Annotated in this window: 12 protein-coding genes and 1 pseudogene; 9 read left to right on the top strand and 4 right to left on the bottom strand. The window is 69.8% G+C overall.

The window, feature by feature from the left end; all coding sequences use genetic code 11:
- Positions 1 to 8 precede the first annotated feature (8 nt).
- Positions 9 to 908, bottom strand: coding sequence for a universal stress protein (locus ACFWIW_RS24300; RefSeq protein ID WP_378370528.1), 900 nt, complete (start codon positions 906 to 908; stop codon positions 9 to 11).
- 150 nt (positions 909 to 1058) lie between these two features.
- Between ACFWIW_RS24300 and ACFWIW_RS24295 the strand changes: the two genes are divergently transcribed.
- The 4 genes from ACFWIW_RS24295 to ACFWIW_RS24280 all read left to right on the top strand — a co-directional run bounded on the left by ACFWIW_RS24295 (position 1059) and on the right by ACFWIW_RS24280 (position 6645).
- The gene (locus ACFWIW_RS24295; protein ID WP_378370527.1) at positions 1059 to 2183 is read left to right on the top strand and encodes a lycopene cyclase family protein; all 1125 of its coding nucleotides are present in this window, start codon (positions 1059 to 1061) and stop codon (positions 2181 to 2183) included.
- On the top strand, positions 2180 to 3850 hold the full coding sequence (locus ACFWIW_RS24290) for a SulP family inorganic anion transporter (protein WP_378370526.1): 1671 nt from the start codon (positions 2180 to 2182) through the stop codon (positions 3848 to 3850). Before ACFWIW_RS24295 ends, ACFWIW_RS24290 begins: the two co-directional genes overlap by 4 nt.
- Positions 3831 to 4826, top strand: a complete 996-nt coding sequence (locus ACFWIW_RS24285) for an Acg family FMN-binding oxidoreductase (protein WP_378370525.1) — start codon at positions 3831 to 3833, stop codon at positions 4824 to 4826. Before ACFWIW_RS24290 ends, ACFWIW_RS24285 begins: the two co-directional genes overlap by 20 nt.
- Positions 4827 to 4923: 97 nt before the next feature.
- Positions 4924 to 6645, top strand: a complete 1722-nt coding sequence (locus ACFWIW_RS24280) for a GAF domain-containing protein (RefSeq protein WP_378370524.1) — start codon at positions 4924 to 4926, stop codon at positions 6643 to 6645.
- A gap of 78 nt (positions 6646 to 6723) precedes the next feature.
- Here the strand turns inward: ACFWIW_RS24280 and ACFWIW_RS24275 are convergent, their stop codons facing one another.
- Positions 6724 to 7386: a response regulator gene (locus ACFWIW_RS24275; protein WP_378370523.1), complete on the bottom strand. Its 663-nt coding sequence runs from the start codon at positions 7384 to 7386 to the stop codon at positions 6724 to 6726.
- A 219-nt stretch (positions 7387 to 7605) separates the two neighbouring features.
- On the opposite strand from ACFWIW_RS24275, the gene ACFWIW_RS24270 reads away from it, so the two are divergent.
- The 5 genes from ACFWIW_RS24270 (at position 7606) to ACFWIW_RS24250 (ending at position 14237) form a co-directional block, all read left to right on the top strand.
- The gene (locus ACFWIW_RS24270; protein WP_378370522.1) at positions 7606 to 8586 is read left to right on the top strand and encodes an Acg family FMN-binding oxidoreductase; all 981 of its coding nucleotides are present in this window, start codon (positions 7606 to 7608) and stop codon (positions 8584 to 8586) included.
- A 25-nt stretch (positions 8587 to 8611) separates the two neighbouring features.
- Positions 8612 to 9985 (top strand): MBL fold metallo-hydrolase RNA specificity domain-containing protein, encoded by a 1374-nt coding sequence (locus tag ACFWIW_RS24265; RefSeq protein WP_378370521.1) that lies wholly within the window; start codon positions 8612 to 8614, stop codon positions 9983 to 9985.
- Positions 9986 to 10177: 192 nt separating this feature from the next.
- Entirely contained in the window at positions 10178 to 10693 is a 516-nt protein-coding gene (locus ACFWIW_RS24260; RefSeq protein WP_378370520.1) for a GNAT family N-acetyltransferase, read from the top strand.
- 104 nt (positions 10694 to 10797) lie between these two features.
- Positions 10798 to 11700 carry a universal stress protein gene (locus ACFWIW_RS24255; protein ID WP_378370519.1) on the top strand — a complete coding sequence of 301 codons (903 nt, stop codon included), beginning with the start codon at positions 10798 to 10800 and terminating at the stop codon, positions 11698 to 11700.
- Complete coding sequence (locus tag ACFWIW_RS24250; RefSeq protein ID WP_378370518.1) at positions 11697 to 14237, top strand: cation-translocating P-type ATPase; 2541 nt, start codon at positions 11697 to 11699, stop codon at positions 14235 to 14237. Before ACFWIW_RS24255 ends, ACFWIW_RS24250 begins: the two co-directional genes overlap by 4 nt.
- 21 nt (positions 14238 to 14258) lie before the next feature.
- On the opposite strand, the pseudogene ACFWIW_RS24245 reads toward ACFWIW_RS24250, so the two are convergent.
- Both ACFWIW_RS24245 and ftsH read right to left on the bottom strand, forming a co-directional pair.
- Positions 14259 to 15602: pseudogene (locus tag ACFWIW_RS24245) on the bottom strand (wax ester/triacylglycerol synthase family O-acyltransferase); the annotation flags it as partial.
- 18 nt (positions 15603 to 15620) lie between these two features.
- A complete protein-coding gene (ftsH, locus tag ACFWIW_RS24240) occupies positions 15621 to 17501 on the bottom strand; it encodes an ATP-dependent zinc metalloprotease FtsH (RefSeq protein WP_378370517.1) in 1881 nt (626 codons plus the stop codon).
- Positions 17502 to 17511: the final 10 nt, after the last annotated feature.

The raw sequence follows: 17511 nt of genomic DNA, 5'->3' as shown, positions 1-17511 counted from the left end.
CTTCGCTGTCAGGAAGCCACGGTGCGGGCGATCAGCACCGGGCAGGCGGCGTGGTGGATCAGGCTTTGCGCGGTCGAGCCGAGCAGGAGACCGCGGAACCCGCCGCGGCCCCGGTCGCCGACCACGATCAGCTGCGCTTTGCCGCTCCAGCGCAGCAGTTCCTGGCGAGGTTCGTCGTGCACGACCACCTGGTGCACCTCGACGTCGGGATAGCCGTCGCGGAACTTCGACACCTGCTCGGCGAGCATTCGCCGAGCGGATTCCGTGAAGGCGTCCCAGCCGTAGTTGCCCGCGGGGTCACCGAAGGAGCGGGAGGCCGAGACGTCCTCCCAGGCGTGCACGGCGACCAGATCGGCTCCCCGGGCGCAAGCCTCGTCGAAGGCGGCGGCGATCGCGGTTCCGGCGGCGGGGCTTCCGTCGACGCCGACCACGACGGGTTGTCTCCACGCCGTGGGCAGATCCCAAGTGTGGCCCCGTACCGACACGACGGGGCAGTGCGAGTGCCCGGCGAGCGTGGTCGTCACCGATCCGCCGAACAGCGCGGTGAAGCGGTTGTGCTCGGTGGCACCGAGGACGATCAGGCGGGCGATGCCGGAGGCCTCGATCAGCGCTGGGGCCGCGGAGTCGTCGGAGAGGTGAGTCCGGACGACGGGGCCGTACGCGCGCCCCACGGTGTCCGCAGCTTCATGAAGGATCGTCTCTCCGCGGTTCTTGACCTTGCGCAGGAGTTCGTCCGACGGCGGAACGCTGCCGAGGTAGTAGTCCGGTATCCCGAGCGCGTGCCACAGTTCCAGGGACGTCTCGTGCCGGTCGGCGGCCTGCACACCCCACGTGGCGGCGGCACGGGCGCCGGCGGATCCGTCGGCGCCGACGACGATCGGCCCGGTCAGCCGGAGGGTTCGGTTCATCATCGGCTCTTTCCGCTCGCAACAGCCCTGCACGGCAACGCTAAGCGGCCGGCGGATACGCGGTCCGGTGCCGTTGGTCCCGGATTCCCGGGACCTCGGGTGCGCCTCTGGTCACTGGCGCGCGGGCCCGTGGAGCCGTTCACTCGATCGATGACGATCCTCATCGCCGGCGGAGGACTCAGCGGCCTCAGCCTCGCCGCCCATCTGGTGGCGCGGTCGGAACCCTTGGGGCCGATCGTCGTCGTGGACGACGGTCGCCGGCCGCTCGCGACCGCGGGCTGGGCGTCCTGGTCCGCCGGGCCAGGACTCCTCGATGAAGCGGTTTCGCGTACGTTCGACAGGTTCCACGTGCACGCGGCCGGGCGTAGCCGGGTCGTCGGTCTCGGTCGGTACAAGTACCGCTTCGTCCGTGGCGACGATCTGGCGGCGGCGGTCGGCAAGGCCGCGGCGAGACGCGGTGACGTCGTCTTCCGCCGCGGCCGGATCACCGACATCCGGCAGGCGGGTCACGGCGCGGAAGCCATTGTGGACGGTGAAGCACTGAGCGCCGACTGGGTCTTCGACAGCGTTCACCGGCCTGGCCCGGCCCGCGTGGACGGCTGGCTGATCTTCCGCGGCTGGCACGTGCGCACGGCCGAACCGGCGTTCGACTCGGCCGTACCCACCTTCTTCGACTTCCGTACCTCCCAGAACCGCGCCGCGAGCTTCGTCTACGTCTTGCCGCGAGGTCCGCGGGCAGCCTTGGTCGAGTACACGTCCTTCGCGCCGCCACACACACGAGGGGTGGCGCGTCCCAAGGAACAACGAACCGCTTTGCGCGAGTACCTCACCACGATTCTCGGTGTGCGGGAATACGCGGTCACCCGTGAGGAATCGGCTTCCTTGCCGCTGTCCGCTTCGGCCGTCGACCGCAGGCGCGGCTCGATCCTCGCCATCGGGACGAAAGCCGGGCTGGTCAAGGCGTCGACCGGCTACGCCTTCCAGCGCATCCAGGCCGACAGCGCCGCGATCGCGGAGTCCTTGGCGTGCCAAGGACATCCCTTCGACCTGCCCAAGCCCAAGGCGCGGCACCTGCTGTTCGACGCCACGCTCCTCGACGTCGTGGCACGGGACCCGGCTCAGCTCGAACGGGTCTTCGCGGCCTTGTTCGACCGATCGTCGGCGGAGCCGGTACTGCGCTTCCTCGACGAGGAAAGCTCCCTGCCCCAGGAGGGGAAGTTGTTCGCCCGCTTGCCGCCTTCGCTGTACTCGGCGGTTCGCCGGAGGCATCGATGAAGCATTTCTTCGTACGTTATCGGCGTTCTTGGCTACGGGGTGATCTGCTGGCGGGGGTGACGGTCGCCGCGTATCTGGTGCCGCAGGTGATGGCGTACGCGGAGGTCGCGGGGCTGCCCCCGGAGGCCGGGCTGTGGGCCGTGATCGGTCCCTTGGCGGCCTACGCGGCACTGGGCTCGTCAAAGCTGCTTTCGGTGGGTCCGGAATCGACGACCGCCTTGATGACTGCCGTCGCGCTCGGCCCGCTCGCCGCGGGGGATCCCGCCCGCTACGGAGCGCTCGCGGCGATGCTCGCGCTCGTGGTCGGCAGCTTATGCCTGCTGGGAGGCATGGCCCGGCTCGGCGTGCTGGCGGAACTGCTGTCGAAACCGGTACTGACCGGCTACATGGCCGGGATCGCGGTGCTGATGATCGTGAGCCAGCTGGGCAAGCTGACCGGCGTCCCCGTCACGGGCGAGGGGATGCTCGCGGAATTCGGCTCGTTCCTCGTGAACATCGCGCACCCGCACTGGCCGACCTTGATCCTCGGTGGTCTCGTGCTGGCCGGCCTGCTGGCGGTGCAGCACTGGCTTCCACGCTTTCCCGGGCCGTTGGCCGTCATCCTGGTGGCGACCGCCGTCGTCACTGTCTTTTCCTTGACGGAGAAGGGGATCAGGGTGATCGGGCCGGTCCCGGACGCACTGCCGGTGCCCGGGGTCCCCGTGGTGAACGGTGCGGATCTGGTGAACCTGCTGCTGCCCGCGCTGGGGATCGCCCTCGTCGGCTTCTCCGACAATGTTCTGACGGCTCGCGCTTTCGCGGGCAGGCAAGGCGAACAGGTCGATTCCACTCGCGAGTTGCGGGCGCTGGCCGCGTCGAATCTCTCGTCGGGACTTCTGCACGGGTTCCCGGTCAGTTCGAGCGGCAGCCGAACCGCTCTGGCCTCCGCGATGGGTGCCCGGACCCAGCTGTACTCCCTTGCCGCGCTCGCGACCGTCGTGCTGACGATTCTTTTCGCGGGACCGTTGCTGGCCGGCTTCCCCAAGACGGCCTTGGCGGCGATAGTCGTCTACGCGGCGTTGAAGCTGATCGATCCCCGGGAATTCCGGCGCATCGCACGGTTCCGCCGGAGCGAGTTCATCTTGGCGGTGTCGACCTTGCTCGCCGTCGTCGCGATGGGTGTCCTGTACGGGGTGCTTGCCGCCGTCGGATTGTCCATTTTGGATCTGCTGCGCAGGCTGGCGCGGCCGCACGGTGCGGTACTCGGGTTCGTTCCGGGCGTACCCGGCATGCACGATGTCGGCGACTATCCGCACGCGACGACCGAGCCGGGCCTGGTGATCTATCGCTACGACGCGCCCTTGTGTTTCGCCAACGCCGACGACTTCCGGCGGCGGGCCCTCGCCGCACTGGACGACGGGACGGAGGTCGAGTGGTTCGTCCTCAACGCCGAAGCCAACGTCGAACTCGACATCACCGCGGCCGACGCCTTGCGCGGGCTCTGCGAGGAGCTGCGACGACGCGGGATCACGTTCGCGCTCGCCAGGGTGAAACAGGAGCTGCGCGAAGATCTCGAAGCCGCCGGCCTTCTCGGGCTCATCGGTCCGGGCTCGCTGTACCCGACATTGCCCAGCGTCGTCGACGCGTTCCGTGAGAGGAAGAAGGCGTATGCCGAACCCCCGCGATGAGCGAATGTGGTCCGACGGCGAGATCGAGGTCCTGGCGCGGGCCGTCCTCCGCGCGCCGTCCGTGCACAACATCCAGCCGTGGTCGCTCGCCCTGCCCGAGCTGCGCGCGGAACTGAGCGAGCGGACCGATCTCTTTCTTCCCGAGCAGGACCCCACCGGTCGCGACCGGCTCATTTCCTGCGGCGCGGCCCTGGAGAACCTCGTGTTGGCCGTCCGGGTGCTGGGGTGGTCCACCGAGGTGGAGATGTTCGCCGGACAGGGGGCACTGGTCGCTGTCGTCACGCCCTCCGGCCGCGAACCGCCTTCCGACAGCGACCTGCACGCGTATGCCGCCATCTCGCGCAGGCGGAGCCACCGTCGTCCGTTCGCCGAGATCCCGGTCGCGCCCTCGCTGCTCGCACCGGTCATCGGACGGCCGCCGCGTGGTGTCGGCTGCCGGGTTCTGCGCGCCGGTGACAAAGACGTCCTCTCGGTATTGCTCGAACAGGCTGCTCGAACGATTCAGAGCCGCGAGGGACTCCAGCGAGAACTCGAGGAGTGGACAGGGGAGTGGCGGCCCGACGGTGTCGGTGACGGTCTGGTCCGGCCCGGCTACGACAAGGCGGGCCTTCCGTGGGCGGGGCTGGTCCGCCGGACCAGCCTGATCCCGGACGCCCGGACCCTCGCGCGGAGACTGGCCGCGGAGAACATCTTGATCTTCTGGGCGAAGGAGGACGATCGTGCCGGCCACGTCGCGACGGGCGTGGCCATGCAGCGCTCGTGGCTCGCGGCCGTCGACGGAGGGCTGGCCGCATCGGTGCTGACCCAGCTGCTGCACGAGGAAGCCGTTCGGAAGCGGATGACCACGGAACTGAACCTGCCGGGGCACCCCCAGCTCATCATGCGGCTCGGCTATCCGGACGGGCCGGTTCGGCACGCTGCCCGCCGCCGACCCAGTGAGATCGTGTGGCATCTGGACGATCATCTCCCGTTCTGACGGCCGCGCGACTTGGCAGGAGCGGCCAGTGGTGAAACGCTGGAGCCGATCGGACGACTGAGACGTGTCGTCATGCCGACCCATGAGGAGCAATCTGATGCCTCCGGATCGAGGTTCGGCCGACGAGACGCCACCGAGCGCGGCGGTCTTGACCGGGCTTCGGCTCGACGAACTGCTGCACGAGGTCCAAGAGCGGCTGTCGGAGATCGTCAAGACCCGAGACCGGCTCCAGGGCCTGCTCGACGCTGTCCTGGCCGTGGCCACCGGGCTGGAGCTCGACTCGACCCTGCAGCGCATCGTGCAGGCGGCGGTCGAGCTGGTCGACGCCCGCTACGGCGCGCTCGGCGTGCTCGGTGACGAGGACGGGCTCTCGGAGTTCGTCTACGAGGGGATCGACGCGGAGACCCGCTCCCATATGGGCCACTTGCCCGAAGGCCGGGGTCTGCTCGGGTTGCTCATCGCGGAGCCCCATCCCGTCCGGGTCCCGGATCTGACCCTGCATCCCGCCTCGGTGGGGTTCCCGGCGAACCATCCGCCGATGCACAGCTTCCTCGGTGTCCCGGTCCGCGTCCGGGACGAGGTCTTCGGCAACCTGTACCTGACGGAAAAGCGGGGTGCCGCCGAATTCACCGCCGATGACGAGGTCGTCCTGCAGGCCTTGGCCGCGGCGGCCGGTGTCGCCATCGACAACGCCCGGCTGTTCGAACGCTCCCGGACGCGGGAGCGGTGGCTCGAAGCAGTCGCGGAGGTCAACGGGGAACTCCTGGGCGGAGCCTCGGTCACCGACACGCTGAACCTGATCGCCACCAGGGTTCGCGAACTCGCCGCGGCCGACCAGGTGCTGATCCTGCTCGCCACTGAGACCGGGCAACCGCTGACGGTGAGCGTCTCCGCGGGGGAGCGGATGACCGTGCTGGAGGGTACGTCGATGGCCGGCGGGCATCCGGCCATCGACCAGGTGCTCGGTTCCGGTCAGCCCAGTCTCGTCCCCGACCTGGGTACGGTCTCCCGCCAGCAGGCCGAGCCCGTTTTGGAGGGGCTCGGGCCGGCCGCGGTGATCCCGTTGAACAGCACTTCCGGCGTCGGAGGGGTGCTCGTCGCGGGACGGGACAAGGGTTCCCCGCAGTACAAGGCCGATCAGCTCCCGATGCTGTCGTCTTTCGCCGATCAGGCCGCGGTCGCGCTGGAGTTCGGCGAGAAGCAGCGCAACCAGCGGCTGTTGGATGTGCTCGCCGATCGGGACCGGATCGCGCAGGATCTGCACGATCACGTCATCCAGCGGATGTTCGCCACCGGGATGAGCCTGCAGAGCATCGTGCCCCGGGTGCCGGACGTGTTCGCGCGGGACAGGGTCACGCAGGCGGTGGAGCAACTGGATCGCACGGTCCGTGAGATCAGGACGTCGATCTTCGACCTGCACACCTCGGGCTCGGACGCCTCGAAGAGCCTGCGCCGCCGGCTGCTCGACGCCGTCACGGAGTTGACGACCGAGAGCACGCTCACCCCGTCCGTCCGGATCGCCGGGGCGGTCGACACGCTCGTGCCGCAGACCCTGCACGAGCATGCCGAGGCGGTGGTCCGCGAGGCGCTGAGCAACGCCGTCCGGCATTCCGGCGCCGACGAGATCACGATCAGCGTCGAGGCCGACCGCGAGCTGATCATCGAGGTCGCCGACAACGGCATCGGGATACCGCAGGCGGGACGGCGAAGTGGGCTGGCGAACCTCGCCGACCGGGCGGAGCGGTGCGGCGGCGAAGCCGAATTCGGAGACCGTGACGGTGGCGGTGCCAGAGTGCTCTGGCGCGTTCCGCTGACCTAGTGTCCTGCGGTGCAGGAGGTCGTGAGTGGTAAAGAGGGTTAGAACGATCATTGCCACTCACGACCACTCGGGCCGTCCCTAGCGGTCGCCGAACACCGGGGGCGTCGCGGTCCGCTTGAGTTCGGTCGCGAGGACCGCGGCCTGAGTCCGGCGCTGGATGCCGAGCTTGGCGAGGATCCGGGATACGTAGTTCTTCACGGTCTTTTCGGCGAGGAACATCCGCTCACCGATCTCGCGGTTGGTCAGCCCTTCGCCGATCAGATCGAACACGGTTCGTTCCTGCTCGGAGAGGGTGGCGGTCGGATCGTTCTGGTCGCGTTCGCGCCGGATGCGGTTCATCAGCGCGGCGGTGGTCCGGCTGTCGAGCAGCGAGCCACCACTCGCGATGGTGCGGATCGCCGAAACCAGGTCGTTCCCGAGGACCTGCTTGAGGACGAACCCGGACGCGCCGGCCATGATGGCGGTGAACAGCGCCTCGTCGTCGGCGTACGAGGTGAGCATCAGGCAGCGTAGGTCCGGCTCGGTGGACAGCAGATCCCGGCAGAGTTCGATGCCGGTTCCGTCGGGGAGCCGCACATCGAGCACCGCGATGTCCGCGTCGCTTTGCGGGATGCGGGCGAGTGCTTCGGAGACGGAGGCGGCTTCGCCGGCGATTTCGATGTCGGGTTCGTTCCCGAGCAGATCCGCCAGCCCTCGCCGGACGATCTCGTGGTCGTCCACGAGGAACACCTTGGTCGCCATCTTTCGTTCCTCCTGCGGGGTCCCGGCTTCTCCACCGACGGTACCCGCGTACTCCGGCTGTGACAGCCACCTAGACGTCCCAACGAACCGGGACCTTGGGCCCTAGCGGCCACCCTCCCGGGTATTTGGTCCCGGTGATCGGTGCCGTCGGTACCTGCTGCTCCTCGCGAGACAGGGGCACCGTGGAAGCCGATCGAGTGACGACCGAGGACGGGGCACATGGCGAACGGGTGGACGAGGGCCGAGACCGAGGTACTGGCGAGGACGTTGCTGCGGGCGCCCTCCGTGCACAACACCCAGCCGTGGCGACTGGACCTCGACGGAGACCGGCTTCTCCTGCGTGAGCGCCGCGACCTGGCGTTGCCCGAACACGACCCCCGGGGCCGTGACCGGCTCATCTCGTGCGGCGCCGCCCTCGCCAATGTCGAGCTGGCGGTCCGGGTGCTCGGCTACGACCCGGCCACCCGGATGTTCCCGGAGGCCGGTGAGCCGGACATCGTCGCCGCGATCGAGACCACGGGGCGCTCGGCGCCGTCCGACGTCGACCTGCACCGCTACTCGGCGATAGCCCGGCGAGGAAGCTACCGCCACCCCTTCTCCGGACGGAGAGTCTCGCGGGAGAAGATCGGCGACCTGATCGCCGCCGCGGCCGAGAGCGGCGTCGAAGCCAGGCTCATCCACGACGAGCTGGAACTCTCCCGAGTCGCCGACCTGCTCGAATTCGCCGCCGAGGCTTATCAGCACGATCTGGCGTACCAGCGCGAACTGGCCCTCTGGACCATCCACGACGAGCAGTACCACCGCCATGGCGTCGGACTGGCCGCGAGCACGCTTCCCGCCGGATCGCTCCCCTGGGCGGGACTGGTCCGTCCAGGGACGGCGCTGCCCGATCGCCGAGTCCTTCAGCGTCGCCTCGCCGGTGAGACCTTGCTCGTCTTCCTCACCGTCGATGACGGCCGGTTCGACCACTTGCACGCGGGACACGCGCTCCAGGACACCTGGCTCGAGGCGGTCGACGACGGCCTGGCCGGTTCGGTCCTGACCCAGCCCTTGCACCTGCCCGAAGTCCGCTCGGCCTTGACCGAAGATCTGGAACTTCCCGGTTTTCCACAGGCCGTCATGCGGTTCGGCTATCCCACCGGGCTGGTGACGCCGAGCCCCCGACGTGCCGTCGACGAAGTCCTCGGAAACGGATTCTGAGCTCCTCACGAGAAAAGGTGCCATCGTGACCATCGCGCTGACCTTCCATGGCGGAGCCGGAACCGTCACCGGCAGCAAGTACCTGCTGGAAACGCCCGGCTCCCGCGTCCTGGTCGACTGCGGCCTCTTCCAGGGCCTCGCCGATCTGCGCCGCCGGAACTGGACGCCGCTGCCTCGGGCGTTGACCGATGTCGACGCCGTGGTGATCACCCACGCGCATCTGGACCACTGCGGGTATCTGCCGGTCCTGGTGCGGTCGGGCTGGCGCGGACCGGTCTACGCGACACCGGGCACCGCTGCTCTCGTGCCGATCGTGCTGGAGGACAGCGCCCATCTCATGACCGAGGAGGCCGCGCACGCCAACAAGTACGGCTGGTCGAAACACCGGCCCGCCATGCCGCTCTATGACGCGGGCGACGCGCGGAAAGCGATCGGCCTTCTCGAAAAACTCGACTACGGCGACGAAGTCACGGTGGGCAAGGACATGACGCTGCGGTTCGGGCAAGCCGGTCACATTCTCGGCTCCGCATGGGCTCACCTGCGCTCCGAGGAACGTGACGTCGTGTTCAGCGGCGATCTCGGCCGCCCGGCGCACAGTCTTCTGCGGCCGCCGTCGCCGCGCCCCTCCTGCGACGCGCTGGTACTCGAATCGACCTACGGTTCCCGCGTCCACCACGACGCCGGTGCCATGGACCAGCTCGCCGACGTGGTCAGGCGGACCGCCGGACGTGGTGGCAGCGTGCTCATCCCGGCGTTCGCCGTCGACCGGACCGAAGTGGTCCTGGCCGCGCTCGCGAAACTGATGCGGTCGCGGTCCATCCCCGACCTGCCGGTGTACGTGGACAGCCCGATGGCGTTGGCGGCGTTGCGGGTGTACCGCGAGGCGTTCCGCGACCGCTGGCCGGAGATCCGGCCCGAACTGGCCGGGCACGATCCGCTGACCCCGCCTTCGTTGACCGAGCTGCGGACCGTGGAGGAGTCCATGCGGGTCAACGCGCCGAGGATGCCTTCGATCATCATCTCCGCGTCGGGGATGGCGAGCGGAGGCCGGGTACTGCATCACCTGGAGCACATGCTCCCCGACTACCGGCACACCGTGCTCATAGTCGGCTACGCCGCCCCCGGCACCCGCGCTCGCAGCCTCGCGAACGGCGCCAGGCAGATCAAGATCCACGGCCGCTACACAACGGTTCGCGCCGACGTGGCCCAGCTCGACGCCTTCAGCGCCCATGCCGACGCGGACGAGCTGGTGCGGTGGGCCACCGCGGGAACGCCACCGAAGACCACCTACCTCGTGCACGGTGAACCCGACGCCTCGGAGGCGGTCGCCGAACGGCTGCGCGCCGAACGGGATTGGCAGGCTGTCGTTCCTCGTGATCGGGAGCGGGTGCTGATCTGACGGCTGCGCCTGTGGCGAGGCCCCGGTGTCGCGAAAGCCACTTTCGAGGCGTGTGATGTCCCGAAAGTGGCTTTCGCGACACGAACGCTGAGGGCTTTCGACCGCCGGGCGGAGGACGAGGGACGTTGGTCCCCGGTGCCACGGCCTCTTCGGCCTTGTCGCAGCGAGAGCCGGCGGCTCTACGCTGAGCCGATGGACGGACAGCCGGTGCGCCTGCGCGATGGCCGGACCGTCTTCGTGACCCGTCTGAGCCCCGCCGACTCCGAGGAACTCGGCGAGGCGCTCGCCGAGGCGGATCGGGAGACGTTGTACCGCCGGTTCTGCGGCCCGCCTCCGAAGGTGACACCGCGCTTGCTGGCGCACCTGACCGAGCTCGACTTCGATCGGCGTTACGCGTTGGTCGCACGCGACGAGACGGGGAAGGGTGTGGCGATCGCGAGGTACGAGGCGACGACCCGGCCCGGCGTCGCCGAAATCGCGGTCGTGGTGAAGCCTGGTTGGCGCCGGGCCGGGCTGGCATCGGCTTTGGTCGCGAAGCTGGCGGAAGTGGCGTCGCGGCACGGGTTCAGCGAGTTCACGGCCACCTATCTCGCCGACAACCGGCCGGTCGCCGACCTGCTCGACTCGGCGGGGGCGCGGCGGGTGATCACGGATGGGCTCGCGGACGCGGTGGTGCGGCTGCCGTCTCCTCCCTCCACAATGGACTGATAGGCCGAAGGTCCCGTCTCCTGGTTACGAACGCCGCTGCCTTCTTCGCGGGTCAGTTCCTAACGTCCAAGGCAGTTGCCGAAATCAGGATGGGGTGAACCGCCATGCCGGAGAATTCAGGGCATCGGGTCGTCGTCGGTGTCGACGGCTCGGAGTCCGCGATCAGGGCCGTCCGCTGGGCGGCGGAGCAGGCGCACCGCCGCCACGCGGAACTGACGCTGGTGCACGCGATCGACGACGAGTCACTGAGTCACCCGCGGCCGATGCCGACCAGGGAGGATCTCTCCGGGATGATCAGGATGCGCGGGCATCGCCTCCTGCGGGAGGCCCGTGATACCGCCAGGGAGATCGCTCCGGACGTCCACGTCACGCTCGACCTGCGGCACGAGCGCCCGGTGCAAGCGCTGAAGGACGCGGCCGAGAACGCGGACCTGCTCGTGCTGGGGACCGAAGGTCTGCGTCCCTTGGGCCGGGTGCTGGTCGGATCGGTGTCCATCGCGCTGGCGGCACGTGCGGCGTGCCCCGTCGCGCTGATCCGCCCCCACATCGCGGAAGCCGACACACCGGAGGACGGACCGGTCGTCGTCGGGATCGACGGGACGAGGACCAGCGAAGCCGCTCTCGCGCTCGCCTTCGAGGAAGCTTCGTGGCGGCAGACGGAGCTGGTCGCTCTGCACTGCTGGGACGACGTCTTCCTCTCGGTGGTGTTCGAGGAGACGCACTGGAGCTTGGAGCGGTCCGAGATCGAGGAGAGCGCGAACGAGGTGCTCGCCGAACGCCTCGCGGGCTGGCGGGAGAAGTACCCCGACGTGCGCGTCCACCGAGAGGTCGTGCGTGGCCGTCCGGCGGACGAACTGCTCAAGCGCGCGGACCGGGCGCAACTGCTGGTCGTGGGCAGCCGCGGCCGCGGCGGGGTCGCCGGAATGCTGCTCGGTTCGACGAGCCAAGCGGTGATGTCCTACGCGCTGTGCCCGGTGATCGTGGCCCGCGAAACAGCGGACCGGTGACCGGTTCCGTCGTGGCCCGGGAAACGGCCGGCCTCACCGCCGCCGAAGCGGCGACGGCGCTTCGCCGGGACGGGCCGAACACCTTGCCCGCCGCGAAACAGCGGAATCCGCTGCTGACGCTGGCCGGGCAGATGGTCCACTTCTTCGCGCTCATGCTGTGGGCTGCCGCCGGTCTGGCTCTGCTCGCCGGAATGCCGGCGCTGTCGATCGCGATCGCCGTGGTCGTCCTGCTCAACGGCGCGTTCTCGTTCGCGCAGGAGTACCGCGCCGATCGGGCCGCCGAACGGTTGCGGGATCTGCTGCCGGTCCGCGCGACGGTGCGCCGGGACGGGCGCGCGGTCGTGGTGGACGCGGCGGAGCTGGTCGTGGGAGACGTGGTCCTGCTCGAGGCGGGCGACCGGGTGTGCGCGGACGGACGGCTCGCCGAACGCGGGTCGCTGTCGGTGGATGAGTCGATGCTGACCGGCGAGAGCAGACCCGTGCGGCCGGAGGTGGGCGGATCCGTCTTCGCCGGGACGTATGTCACCGAAGGGCACGGCGTCGCGATCGTGACGGCCACGGGCCCCCGCTCCCGGCTCGCCGGGATCTCCGCGGTGACCGCGAACGCCGTGCGGCCCAAGAGCCCTCTGGCCGCGCAATTGCACCGTGTGGTGCGGATCGTGGCGCTGATCGCGGTCGCGGTCGGCTGCGTGTTCTTCGCCGCCGCCCTCGGCCTCGGCCGCGCGGGAACGGAAAGCTTCCTGCTCGCGATCGGTGTGACGGTCGCGCTCGTCCCGGAAGGGCTGCTGCCGACCGTGACGCTGTCGCTGGCGCGAGCGGCGCAGAAGATGGCGGGCCGCCACGCCCTGGTACGCCGGCTCGAATCCGTCGAGACGCTGGGGGCGACCACCTTCATCTGCACCGACAAGACCGGCACGCTGACCCGCAACGAGATGTCCGTCGTCCGGGTGTGGACCCCGTCCGGGACCGTCAAGGTCGACGGTACGGGGTACCTGCCGGTCGGCGAGCTGACCGGCACTCCGGCCGCGGTGCGAGCCGCGGCGACGCTCGCGGACTCGGCGGCGCGGTGCTCACCGGACGCGCACGCCGTCGAAGAGGCGAACGGGTGGCGGCCGGTGGGCGATCCGATGGAGGTGGCGCTGCACGTCCTCGCCGCACGAGCCGGAGTCGGTGCCTCTCCGCCGCCGGTCCGGCGGCGGCCGTTCGATCCGCGTCGGCGCCGGTCGTCGGTCGCGGACGCCGGCGGCCTCCACGTCTCGGGCGCACCGGACACCGTCCTGCCCCTGTGCGGGGAGGTTTCCGGCGCGGACGAAGCCATCGCCGCGTTCAGCCGGGCAGGACTGCGGGTGCTCGCGGTGGCGCACCACGCCGAACCGTCCTCAAAGGAGGAAGAAGGCGGGCTGACGCTGCTCGGCCTCGTCGGACTGGAGGACCCGCCCCGGCCCGACGTCGGCGCCGCGATCGCGTCCTGCCGCCGCGCCGGGATCCGGCTGGCGATGGTGACCGGCGACCATCCGGGAACGGCCGCGGCGATCGCCGAGGAAGTCGGTCTGCTCGGACCGGACCGGCTCGTCCTGGAAGGCAAGGACCTGCCCGCCGACGACGAGGAACTCGGCAGGCTGCTCGACGTCGACGGCGTGGTGGTCGCGAGGGTCGCCCCGGAGGAGAAGCTCCGGATCGCGAAGGCCCTCCAGGCGCGAGGACATGTCGTGGCGATGACCGGCGACGGCGTCAACGACGGGCCGGCCTTGCGTACGGCCGACATCGGTGTCGCCATGGGCGCTTCGGGCAGCGACGTCGCCAGGGAAGCGGCCGACCTGGTCCTCCTCGACGATCACTTCGGCACCATCGTGGCCGCCGTGGAACTCGGGCGCGCGACGTTCGTGAACATCCGGCGCTTCCTCACCTATCACCTGACCGACAACGTCGCCGAGCTCACGCCGTTCGTCGTGTGGGCGCTCGCGGGCGGGCAGATCCCGCTGGCCATCACCGTCCTTCAGGTCCTGGCGCTCGACATCGGCACCGACCTCCTCCCGGCGGTCGCGCTCGGCGCGGAGCCGCCGAACCGGCGCACGATGGAGGGGCCCGCGAAGGGCGGTTCCCTGATCGACGGCAGGCTGGCGCGTCGTGCTTTCGGGGTGCTCGGTCCCGCCGAGGCACTGGCGGCCATGGCGGCGTTCCTCGTGGTGCTGCTCGCCGGTGGCTGGTGGTTCGGCGAGACGCCCGGCACCGCGCTGCTCGCGACCGCGTCCGGGACCGCGTTCTCCGCGATCGTGCTCGGCCAGCTCGCGAACGCCTTCGCCTGCCGGAGCGAGTCACGCTGGATCGGCAGGATCGGTTTGCGGGGAAATCCGTTGCTGTGGTTCGCGATCGTCTTCGAACTCGCGATGCTGGCCGCGTTCCTGCTCATGCCGCCGTTGCCCGGGCTTCTCGGCGGAACCGTGCCGAGCCCGCTCGGCTGGGTGCTGGCCTTCGCCACCGTGCCGGTCGTGTTGCTCGCCGACACCGTCCACAAGGCCGTCCGCGCCCGGCCGTGACCGGTGCGCGATCCTCGCCAAGGCCGAGAGCTCGTTTTCGATGGCCTTGGCGAGGAAACCGGCGTCCGGCGCACTCGCGAAGTCCAGGGTGATCCCGAAGTTGAGTTTGTCGCGATACGAGAACACGGCCACACCGGTCCGGAGCCGCAAGGCGACCGGGACGTACGGGTAGAGGTCCGCCACCTCGCGTCCGAGCAACCGCAGTGGTGTCCGGGGGCCGGGGACGTTGGTGACCACCGAGACCACGTTGTGCTGCGGGAGCCCGGCGGCGAGCCGGACGGCCCACGCCATGGGGGCGAACGGCGCGGAGGCCGCGACACCGGTCAAAGCGGCGCCGGCTTCCGCCTCCTTGCTCGCCTTCAACGCGGCCGAACGCCGATGGACGGCGACCAGCCGTCCCACGGGGTCGGGGACGTCGACGGGGAGCAGGGGCAGCATCAGCGAGACTTCGTTGTCGACGGTGCCGTGGTCGCCGCGGACGGAGACCGGCACGAGGGCGCGCATCGCGTCCGGGACCGGGTTCTCGCCTCTCCGGCGCAGCAGAGCACGGAACGCGCCTGTGACGGCCGCCAGCGCCACGTCGTTGACGGTGACCTCGAAGGCACGGCAGACGTCGTGGACGTCGTCGAGGGAGGTGTGCGCGACCTCGTAGCGGCGGTCGGGTCCGATGGGGCCGGAGAGCGACGACCTCGCGGCCGGGATGAGCGCGGAGGCGAACGCCGTCAAGCCCGAGACGGCGTCCGCGATACCGCGCACCGCCTTGGAAGGGGAGAACACCAGTCCGGCCACCGAGCGAAGCTGGGCGACAGGGGTCAGCAGAAGCCTGCGTGCGGCATCCTTGAGCAGGTCCACGCTGCCGAGATCGGGGACCGGTTCGGCTGAGACGGCGTCCGGTGGTGCGTCCGTGAAAAGGACCTTCAGCAGCTCGTTACCCGTGACGCCGTCCGCGACGCAGTGGTGCAGTTTCGACAGCACCGCCCAGCGGCCGCCGGAAAGCCCCTCCATGACCCAGAACTCCCAGAGCGGATGATCCCGGTCGAGGCGTTCCCCCATCAGCAGGGCGACCAGTTCGCACAGCTCCTTCTCCCCACCTGGGGGAGGAACCGAGATCCGGTGGAAGTGCCGGGCCGCGTCGAACCGGTCGTCGTCGACCCACACCGGTGGACCGAGATCGAGTGGCACCCGGTGGATCTTCTGCCGGTAGCGGGGGATCAGTGGCAACCGGGCGGTGATCGACCGGACGAAGTCCGCGTGCGACGGCGGCGGGCCTTCGAGCACCGCCACCGACGCGATGGAAAGGGACGCGTTGGAGTCCCCGTCCTCCAGTTCCAGGAACGCCGCGTCGAGCGGGCTCAGATGGTCCATCGGTGCCTCCCGGATCGGTCAGGACGCGAGATCGCCGGCTTCGGCTTCCTGCCGCAGCACGTCGAGGACGACGCTCCCGTCGACTGTCTCTTCGCTCATCAGTGCGGCGGTCAGCAGGTCCAGCGCTTTCCGGTGCCCGCGCAGGGTGCCGACGGCCCGGTCTTCGGCCGCGCGCAGCAGCCGCGCGACCTCCCGGTCGATCACCTGCTGTGTCCTTTCGGAGAAACCGCCCTGCCGTCGCTCGGCGGGATCCTCGGCGAGGAACCGGTTGTGTGCGGCCGGATAGGCGACCGGGCCGAGCGCGGTGGACAGGCCGAACTCCGTCACCATCTTCACCGCGAGCGCGGTGGCGCCGGCGAGATCGTCGGCGGCGCCGGTGGAACCCTGGCGGAACACCACCAGTTCGGCGGCACGGCCGCCAAGACGCACGGCCAGCAGGTCGGTGAGGTAGGCCTCGCTGTAGAGATGCCGTTCGGCTTCGGGAAGCTGCTCGGTGGCGCCCAGTGCCATCCCCGCCGGAAGGATGGTGACCTTCGCGACCGGATCGGCGTGCTCGCACAACGCGGCGATCAGCGCGTGACCGGATTCGTGGACGGCCACGGCGTGCCGCTCTTCGGGCAGCAGGGCGTTGGACGTTTCGCGGCGGCCGAGCAGAACCCGGTCACGGGCGGAGTCGAGATCGGCCGCCGTGATGGTCGTCCGCCCGTCGCGGACGGCGTTGATCGCTCCCTCGTTGACCAGATTCGCGAGATCCGCGCCGGAGAACCCGGGCGTTCCGCGGGCGACGCGCCGGAGGTCGACGTCAGGACCGAGATGCTTGCCGTGTACGTGGACGGCGAGGATGGCCGCGCGTTCGTCCTGGTTCGGCAACGGGACGGTGACCTGCCGGTCGAACCGGCCGGGCCGCAACAGCGCGTGGTCAAGGGATTCCGGCCGGTTGGTCGCGGCGAGCACGACGATCCCGCTGCTCTGATCGAAACCGTCCATTTCGGCCAGAAGCTGATTCAGGGTCTGTTCGCGTTCATCGTGGCCGCCCGTACCGCCGACGCCCCGGCGGCTGCCGACGGCGTCGATCTCGTCGATGAAGATGATCGACGGCGCCCGGGTTCTGGCCTCGGTGAACAGGTCTCGGACCCGCGAGGCCCCGACGCCGACGAACATCTCCACGAACTCGGAACCGGTGACCGACAGGAACGGCACACTGGCTTCACCCGCGACTGCGCGGGCCAGCAGGGTCTTCCCGGTGCCCGGCGGTCCGACCATGATGACCCCTCGTGGCCCTTTCGCGCCCGCCGCCGCGTAGCGGTCCGGGTCACGGAGGAAGTCGACGATCTCGCTGACCTCCTGTTTGACCCCTTCGTATCCCGCGACGTCCGCGAACCGGGTGGTGGGCCGCTGCGCCTCGATGATCTTCGCTTTCGACCGCCCGAAACCGCCGGCCCCGGCGAGGGAGCGCTGCGCTCCTTTGCCCATCCAGACCAGGAAACCCACCAGAAGGAGCAACGGCACCAGGCTGCCGACGAAGGACAGCACGGCCGACGTCCCACCCTGCGCGCCGGTGACCTGGACGCCTTTCTCCTTCAGCTTCGGCAGCACCTGGTCGTCGGCGAGCGCGACGGGAAGCTGTGTCGTGAAGGCCGTCCCGTCACGGAGGTTTCCCTTGATCGCCCCTTCGTCGTCGACGGTGATCTTCTCCACCTGCCCGGTGTCTACTTTGGACAGGAAATCCGTGTAGCCGAAGGAGGGTGTCTCGGCGGTCAACAGATGAGGCAGGAAGAACAGGAGCAGCATCACCAGGAAGACCGCGGGGACCACCCAGCGGCGCCAGCCCGGGGGTTCGGGAGGGGCCGCGGGTGGGATCGGGTCGGAGGGCGGACCGGGTTTGGCCGTCCGTGACATCACAGGTCCT

It is taken from the genome of Amycolatopsis sp. NPDC058340, assembly GCF_042723975.1.
GTDB lineage: Bacteria > Actinomycetota > Actinomycetes > Mycobacteriales > Pseudonocardiaceae > Amycolatopsis.
This window is presented reverse-complemented; position numbering and strand designations above follow the sequence as displayed.

What these genes read in the sequence shown, in the direction of transcription:
- ACFWIW_RS24300 (WP_378370528.1), bottom strand. Translation starts at nt 908, where the DNA reads ATGAACCGAACCCTCCGGCTGACCGGGCCGATCGTCGTCGGCGCCGAC.
- ACFWIW_RS24295 (WP_378370527.1), top strand. Translation starts at nt 1,059, where the DNA reads ATGACGATCCTCATCGCCGGCGGAGGACTCAGCGGCCTCAGCCTCGCC.
- ACFWIW_RS24290 (WP_378370526.1), top strand. Translation starts at nt 2,180, where the DNA reads ATGAAGCATTTCTTCGTACGTTATCGGCGTTCTTGGCTACGGGGTGAT.
- ACFWIW_RS24285 (WP_378370525.1), top strand. Translation starts at nt 3,831, where the DNA reads ATGCCGAACCCCCGCGATGAGCGAATGTGGTCCGACGGCGAGATCGAG.
- ACFWIW_RS24280 (WP_378370524.1), top strand. Translation starts at nt 4,924, where the DNA reads ATGCCTCCGGATCGAGGTTCGGCCGACGAGACGCCACCGAGCGCGGCG.
- ACFWIW_RS24275 (WP_378370523.1), bottom strand. Translation starts at nt 7,386, where the DNA reads ATGGCGACCAAGGTGTTCCTCGTGGACGACCACGAGATCGTCCGGCGA.
- ACFWIW_RS24270 (WP_378370522.1), top strand. Translation starts at nt 7,606, where the DNA reads ATGGCGAACGGGTGGACGAGGGCCGAGACCGAGGTACTGGCGAGGACG.
- ACFWIW_RS24260 (WP_378370520.1), top strand. Translation starts at nt 10,178, where the DNA reads ATGGACGGACAGCCGGTGCGCCTGCGCGATGGCCGGACCGTCTTCGTG.
- ACFWIW_RS24255 (WP_378370519.1), top strand. Translation starts at nt 10,798, where the DNA reads ATGCCGGAGAATTCAGGGCATCGGGTCGTCGTCGGTGTCGACGGCTCG.
- ftsH (WP_378370517.1), bottom strand. Translation starts at nt 17,501, where the DNA reads ATGTCACGGACGGCCAAACCCGGTCCGCCCTCCGACCCGATCCCACCC.